Origin of the sequence: Methyloglobulus morosus KoM1 (genome assembly GCF_000496735.2) — a bacterium.
Taxonomy (GTDB): domain Bacteria; phylum Pseudomonadota; class Gammaproteobacteria; order Methylococcales; family Methylomonadaceae; genus Methyloglobulus; species Methyloglobulus morosus.
Genome location: NZ_AYLO01000172.1, coordinates 1 through 6,047 on the forward strand (window position 1 = coordinate 1; position 6,047 = coordinate 6,047).

The window sequence follows — 6,047 nt, forward strand, 5'->3', positions numbered from 1 at the left end:
CCGCCGTGTCGCCACCCGATACGAACGGCTGGCGGTCAACTATATGACTATGCTGAGCTTGGCCAGCGTGTTGATTTGGCTTAAATGAGAACAGCCCCTAGTCATATTCTAGAGCATCCATGTTGCCCGCTGCACTAGGTTATCTTAATTTATAGCTACTTTGCCAATCACGCTTACAATATCCTGCTTAATGGACAGATGGATTTTCCCATCGTGAGAGTGTGAGTTTTATGCATTATCCAATCAAAGTACCCGGTGCTGTAGCGGCTGGCATCATCGAAGTTTTTTCGCCCTATGACGGGAAACCAATCGGCACGGTTGAATGTATTGATGCCAAAGGCGCTGAACTTGCGCTAAAGAATTTGGCTGCGGTTTTTCACGACCGGAATAACTGGTTGCCCGCCCATGAACGTATTGCCATCTTGGAACGCGCAGCACTCACCATACAGGCACGTTCTGAACAATTAATCACTATTGCCATTGCCGAAGGCGGCAAACCTTATTCGGATACTAAAGTTGAGCTGTTACGGGCTATCGACAGTATCAAAATTTCTATTGACTGCATACGCTCCGCGCGCGGTACCGAAATCCCCATGCAGTTAAATCCGGCATCCATGAACCGGCTAGCCTTTACGCACAGGGAGCCTATCGGCCCTGTAGTTGCCGTAAGTGCTTTTAATCACCCGCTCAATTTAATTGCCCATCAAGTCGCCCCGGCTATTGCTGCCGGTTGTCCGGTCGTTATTAAACCGGCACGGGAAACCCCTTTATCCGCTTTTGCGCTGGTTGATATTTTTCACCAATCCGGTTTGCCGGTGGCTTGGTGCCAGCCGGTTATGATTGAGGATAATAATGTCACCGAACAATTGGTGACCGACAAGCGCGTGGCCTTTTTCAGTTTCATTGGCAGCGCCGAAATCGGTTGGATGTTGCGGTCAAAGTTAGCCCCAGGAACACGCTGCGCTTTGGAACATGGCGGAATTGCGCCGGTGATTATTGCCGAAGATGCCGATCTGGATAAAATTTTACCGTTAATGGCCAAGGGCGGTTTCTATCACGCGGGGCAAGTGTGTGTTTCGGTCAAACGGATTTATGCACACCGTTCGATTGCCCGTAAAGTTGCAACCGGCCTGGGGGCATTGGCAGGACATATGACAGTAGGCAACCCTGCCGGTGTCGGCACTGATATCGGACCGTTGATCCGGCATGAGGAAGTGGATCGGGTTGAATCCTGGGTTAATGAAGCCATTGCTGAAAATGCCGAATTGATAACTGGGGGCAAGCGGCTGTCTTCATCGCTGTATCAACCAACGGTATTATTAAACCCTTCAGTACAGAGTAAAGTCAGCCAACAGGAAATATTCGGTCCGGTCATCTGCGTGTATGAATATGACAACATAGATGAGGCCATCGAACAGGCAAATTCCCTACCTTATGCCTTTCAAGCGGCCATTGCCACCCAGAATATCGATACGGCCTTATACGCTTTTAAGCATTTGGCCGCATCGACGGTGACGATTAACGACCATACTGCGTTTCGTGTGGACTGGATGCCATTTGCCGGTTTACGCGAATCCGGTTATGGCACTGGGGGTATCCCTTATACTTTCCGTGACATGCAGGTTGAAAAAATGGCGATCTTTCATTCGCCGTCTTTGTAGTTACTTAAGCATCCATTACATTTAAATGGTCAGTGTTTTATAGCTGACGGATTTTACCTAAGACAAAGCGTTTGACGTTTAAACAGAAAGTTTAAAACGAACGATTCAGAACTTCTAAACAAAAGGGCAAATGCTCTTGCTATCGACGGCAACATTATCTGGCATACCTGATCTCAGTTATGCTCCCTTTTTCGGGAAAACGTAATGGATGGCTAACTTTCTCCGTTGGGAAAAAGTCATAATAAATCCACTTAAGTAAATGCTTTATCCTATTCGCTTGAATTAAAAACCCTCGGTTAAACCAAACCCCTGGCTTTCAATCGGCGGGTGACCTGCCAATGATAAATTTTGGCAAGGACTGACCGTATCAGCGGCAGGCCAATCAACCAAGCAATAGGGTTCAATAAGGGTACTTTACGCATGAGCAGGATATAGGCATCCAATTCTGAAACAACTCGGCCATTTTCATCGCGGACATGTAATTCGGTTAGTGCTTTTTGTGGGTCGATACCAAGATTTCTTAGCTGGCTCTCTTTTCCGGTAATATCAAACCAACAAACCTGTTCAGCACCCTTGCCTGATAGTTTTTCATAGCTCTGCCTATCACGTATACAGGCAGGGCACGCACCGTCATAATAAACTGTAATCTTGTCTTTCTCGGTATCCATTATTGGCTTCTATGATTATTAGTTGCGGATCAAGTTCTCAAGGGCAACTAACCAATCCTCAAAATTCATCACATAGTTATATCCGCAGACTGTCACGAGATACCTGGACTTTACGATCTCATGTATCCGTTGCACTTGCCTTAGCGTTTCCGGTTGAGAACCGTAGGGATTAAAACTCAATGCCGATTTGTCCAGAAACACGTAGTCGCAGATAAACAAGACATCCCGGTAGATATAGAGGGTAAATCCCGGCGTATGCCCACCAATGTGGTAAGCATCAATGCCATAGAGATTAAAATCATCGTTGAATCGTTTATCAACATCGAACGAGGCAACAAGAGGATGTTTGGCATCCATCTCATGTAACCAGACTTGTGAACCCCACAGCCGACGGTATTGGTTTGAAGCACCCATAAAATGATGGTGGGTGAATAAAATCGCATTAACCGGTTTCAAGTCCCGATTAAACGCTGACGGCGAATCTATCCAGACATTGCCCGCATCGGTTTCAATGCGGTAAGCCGCATGTTCCAGGCCCAATTTCGGCACAGAAAGCAATTGGCTTACATCATTGTTAATGTCATGGGCAGTAACGCGATACTTCTGCTCGGCTTCATCCCAAGGCATGAATTTGTCATGGCTAGCCCCGCAAAATGGGCACACATCCGGCATCTCGCCAATCATGTTGTAGCCGCATTCAAGGCAAACCCACTGCGGCATTTGTTCAAGGTTTTGAGTCTGGTTGTTCATGGTGAGTCAAGCTTGGGGCACATTGTCAATTGAATCTTGTTGGGGCTAGTAGTCGTTTTTATCAGCATACACTGTATCGACAAGCTGTTTAAACCAAAGTGGCCGGAAGATAACCACAAACAATCCTATCGTGCTAGTGATGGGAAATATCGGTATCAACATGAAGGTAAAAAGGACTAAGCCACATTTGATTCTGGCAAAGATGGAGGCCGTTTTCACTTTTCATTCCCTCATCTGTTTTTTTGAGATATTTGTTCATGGTTGGCACGACAACACGGAAAAATATCAGGCCTTCCAATAATCATGTTTAAATCCCTATTCAGGCAAACCCGCTACCGGATTTGCTCTAAGCTTTGCATTTGGATGCTCATCAAGTCCGCACCTTTCATAAATGACTACTTCCTCTATGAAAATTAAGACAACAGTGAATTTCAGTAATTCATCATCAACGGATATTTATAGAACCCTTAAAAAAACTCCCTCCAAATCGATCCAATGACAAAATCGCTGTAGATTGCTGTCAGCATTCAAAATGGCGACGTTTTCCTTTATTTGCAAAAAGAAAGTACACTTTACAACTATTCTAATCCTGCTGCTTTACGGGGCAATTTGCTCCCTATGGCCCATAGCCGTTCATGCCTATTTTTACTCAACTAAATTCCTCTTTTCTCAAGCTGCTGGCTTTTCGTATCCTAATCGTTCTCGCCTACCAAATAATAGCCACGGTGGTCGGATGGCACATTTACGAATTGACGCATGAGCCCCTTTCATTGGGTTTGGTCGGATTAGCTGAAGTGATCCCTTACTTCTGCTGCGCACTGTTTGCAGGTTACGCGGTCGATCATCATTCCCGGCGCCTGTTTGGGGTTTTTGCTTGCCTGATGCTATTGCTAAACGCATTAACCCTTGCGGCAGTGGGTGCGGGCTGGCCTGTTGGCAATCCTGCGTTGTGGATCTATGGCTCTATCGCCATCACTGGTGTGGCAAGAGCCTTTATTAGTCCTTCCTATAGCGCCTTGTTTGCCTTGATTTTACCTCGACATCAATATGCGCGAGCCTCTGGCATCGGTAGCTCCGTATTCCAGTTTGGTCTCGTGATTGGCCCCGCACTGGGTGGCATGCTGGTCGGCTGGTCGAGTAAATCTGTCGCTTATTGTGTTGCCGCTGGCCTCTGTCTTTGTGCTGCCCTGGCACTGCTGTCATTACGGATTAAAGAACCTCCCCCGGCAGTTAGTGCGCCTATCTTGACTAGCATCGCCGAAGGGCTGCGCTTCGTGTTCAGCAATCAGGTCGTCTTCGGCGCACAATCACTGGATATGTTCGCCGTCCTGTTCGGGGGTGCCGTTGCTATGCTGCCCGCATTCATTCACGACATCTATCATTATGGCCCAGAAGGGCTGGGTGTTCTTCGTGCCGCCCCGGCAGTCGGTGCTGTACTGACCGGGCTGTTTCTCACACGGTATCCAATAAACCTGCATGCTGGGCGCTGGCTACTGGGAGCGGTGGCAGGATTCGGTTGCTGCATGATTGTTTTTGCCTTATCGACCGACTTTTGGTTTGCTGGATTATTGTTGATACTCTCTGGTGTTTGCGATGGCGTGTCGGTAGTCATGCGTTCGACTATTCTGCAATTGGCGACACCGGATTCCATGCGTGGCCGTGTTTCCGCTATCAACGGCATTTTTATTGGTTCATCAAACGAGTTGGGGGCTTTTGAATCCGGGATGGCAGCACATTATATGGGTTTGGTGCCGTCTGTAATTTTTGGTGGCACGATGACACTGGTTGTAGTGGCCGCAACGGCAAAACTAGCCCCGAAACTTCGTCAGCTGCAACTTCATCAACTAAATTGATCCAATTTCTGGCTTTTCGATGGAAGGCGCTTAAGTTGATTATCGATTCAAGTTTCGCAATTGCAGACAATCACCAAATTCATTTTTGGTTCGATGTTGACGTGTACGCTTCGATCCTTATCCGGCGGTCAAAGCCATACCTTGGTTCTCCTGAAACCGGACATCCAGAAAAGCGACGCACACCGATTTTATAATTTGCCATGCAAATCCACGAAAAAATCATCTATCAAAAGCTATTATCAATCAGCCAGTTCGACTTATTTACCCTCCCATATCAAGACCAGGGATACGTCTTAGGCCGTCCGACCCGTTCACTGAGGACATCAAAAAAGCCGCCGGCATATCAAGGCTTTTGACAGAGAGTTATTTGCAATACGAAAAGATAATACCTTGAACATATTCATGTGTTCCGAATCTATCCAACCTTATCGGTCCGGTCATAATGATGCAGACCTATTTTTACCATCGCCACGCCCAACATCATCATATTGATCCCCAAAAATAAACCCAATAACCACTGTGGGATATCGGACCAGAACGCTAATATGGCGAACGCTAAAACTATTGCCGTTATTCCGCTCAAAAATAAATATCCCCAATGTGGCAAAGGACGCATCTTCCATGCCATGTAAATTTTGATGGCACCTTCAACCGCAAAAAATAAGGCCAACATCAACGTTAGCGTAAGCACACCGGCTATAGGATCGGCGATAAGCAGAATGCCTACGACCAATTGTAAAATTCCAAGGCTCAGCCACAAGCCAACTCCCGGTATTTTAGGGAGAAATAAGACACGGCTTACTTGGGTCACTCCACCAATGACCATAATCCAGCCCAAGAAAATAGCGATAAACACGGAAAAAAACCGGGGGACAATAAGGGCACAAGAACCCAGGAGAATAAAAAAAATCCCTTCAAATAAAAATAACCTCCAATGCGCCTGCATATAAGCCAATATTTGCTGTTGTGCATGTTTCAAATCTGTCACGATATTGTCTGTATTACTCATCATACTCACCTCTTGTCATAGTGTTGCAATCTAATTAAGAATGCGATCATACTGATCCTTTTATTAGCGAAGGATTCAGGTTTTTTCATAAGCCGTGTTCAGTGCA

5 protein-coding genes are annotated in these 6,047 nt (G+C 46.4%); 2 read left to right on the plus strand and 3 right to left on the minus strand.

Translation table 11 applies throughout. The features are described 5' to 3' along the window. Positions 1-230 precede the first annotated feature (230 nt). Positions 231-1,661: an aldehyde dehydrogenase family protein gene (locus MGMO_RS18400; RefSeq protein WP_023496595.1), complete on the plus strand. Its 1,431-nt coding sequence runs from the start codon at positions 231-233 to the stop codon at positions 1,659-1,661. 296 nt (positions 1,662-1,957) lie between these two features. On the opposite strand, the gene MGMO_RS18405 is transcribed toward MGMO_RS18400, so the two are convergent. Next, entirely contained in the window at positions 1,958-2,329 is a 372-nt protein-coding gene (locus MGMO_RS18405) for a thiol-disulfide oxidoreductase DCC family protein (protein ID WP_023496596.1), read from the minus strand. Positions 2,330-2,347: 18 nt separating this feature from the next. Next, a complete protein-coding gene (locus MGMO_RS18410; protein ID WP_023496597.1) occupies positions 2,348-3,079 on the minus strand; it encodes a rubredoxin-like domain-containing protein in 732 nt (243 codons plus the stop codon). A gap of 635 nt (positions 3,080-3,714) precedes the next feature. Here MGMO_RS18410 and MGMO_RS18415 point away from each other — a divergent pair. Next, on the plus strand, positions 3,715-4,932 hold the full coding sequence (locus tag MGMO_RS18415; protein WP_023496598.1) for an MFS transporter: 1,218 nt from the start codon (positions 3,715-3,717) through the stop codon (positions 4,930-4,932). 415 nt (positions 4,933-5,347) lie between these two features. Here the strand turns inward: MGMO_RS18415 and MGMO_RS18420 are convergent, their stop codons facing one another. After that, the gene (locus MGMO_RS18420; RefSeq protein ID WP_023496599.1) at positions 5,348-5,944 is read right to left on the minus strand and encodes an HdeD family acid-resistance protein; all 597 of its coding nucleotides are present in this window, start codon (positions 5,942-5,944) and stop codon (positions 5,348-5,350) included. Between the last annotated feature and the right edge of the window lie 103 nt (positions 5,945-6,047).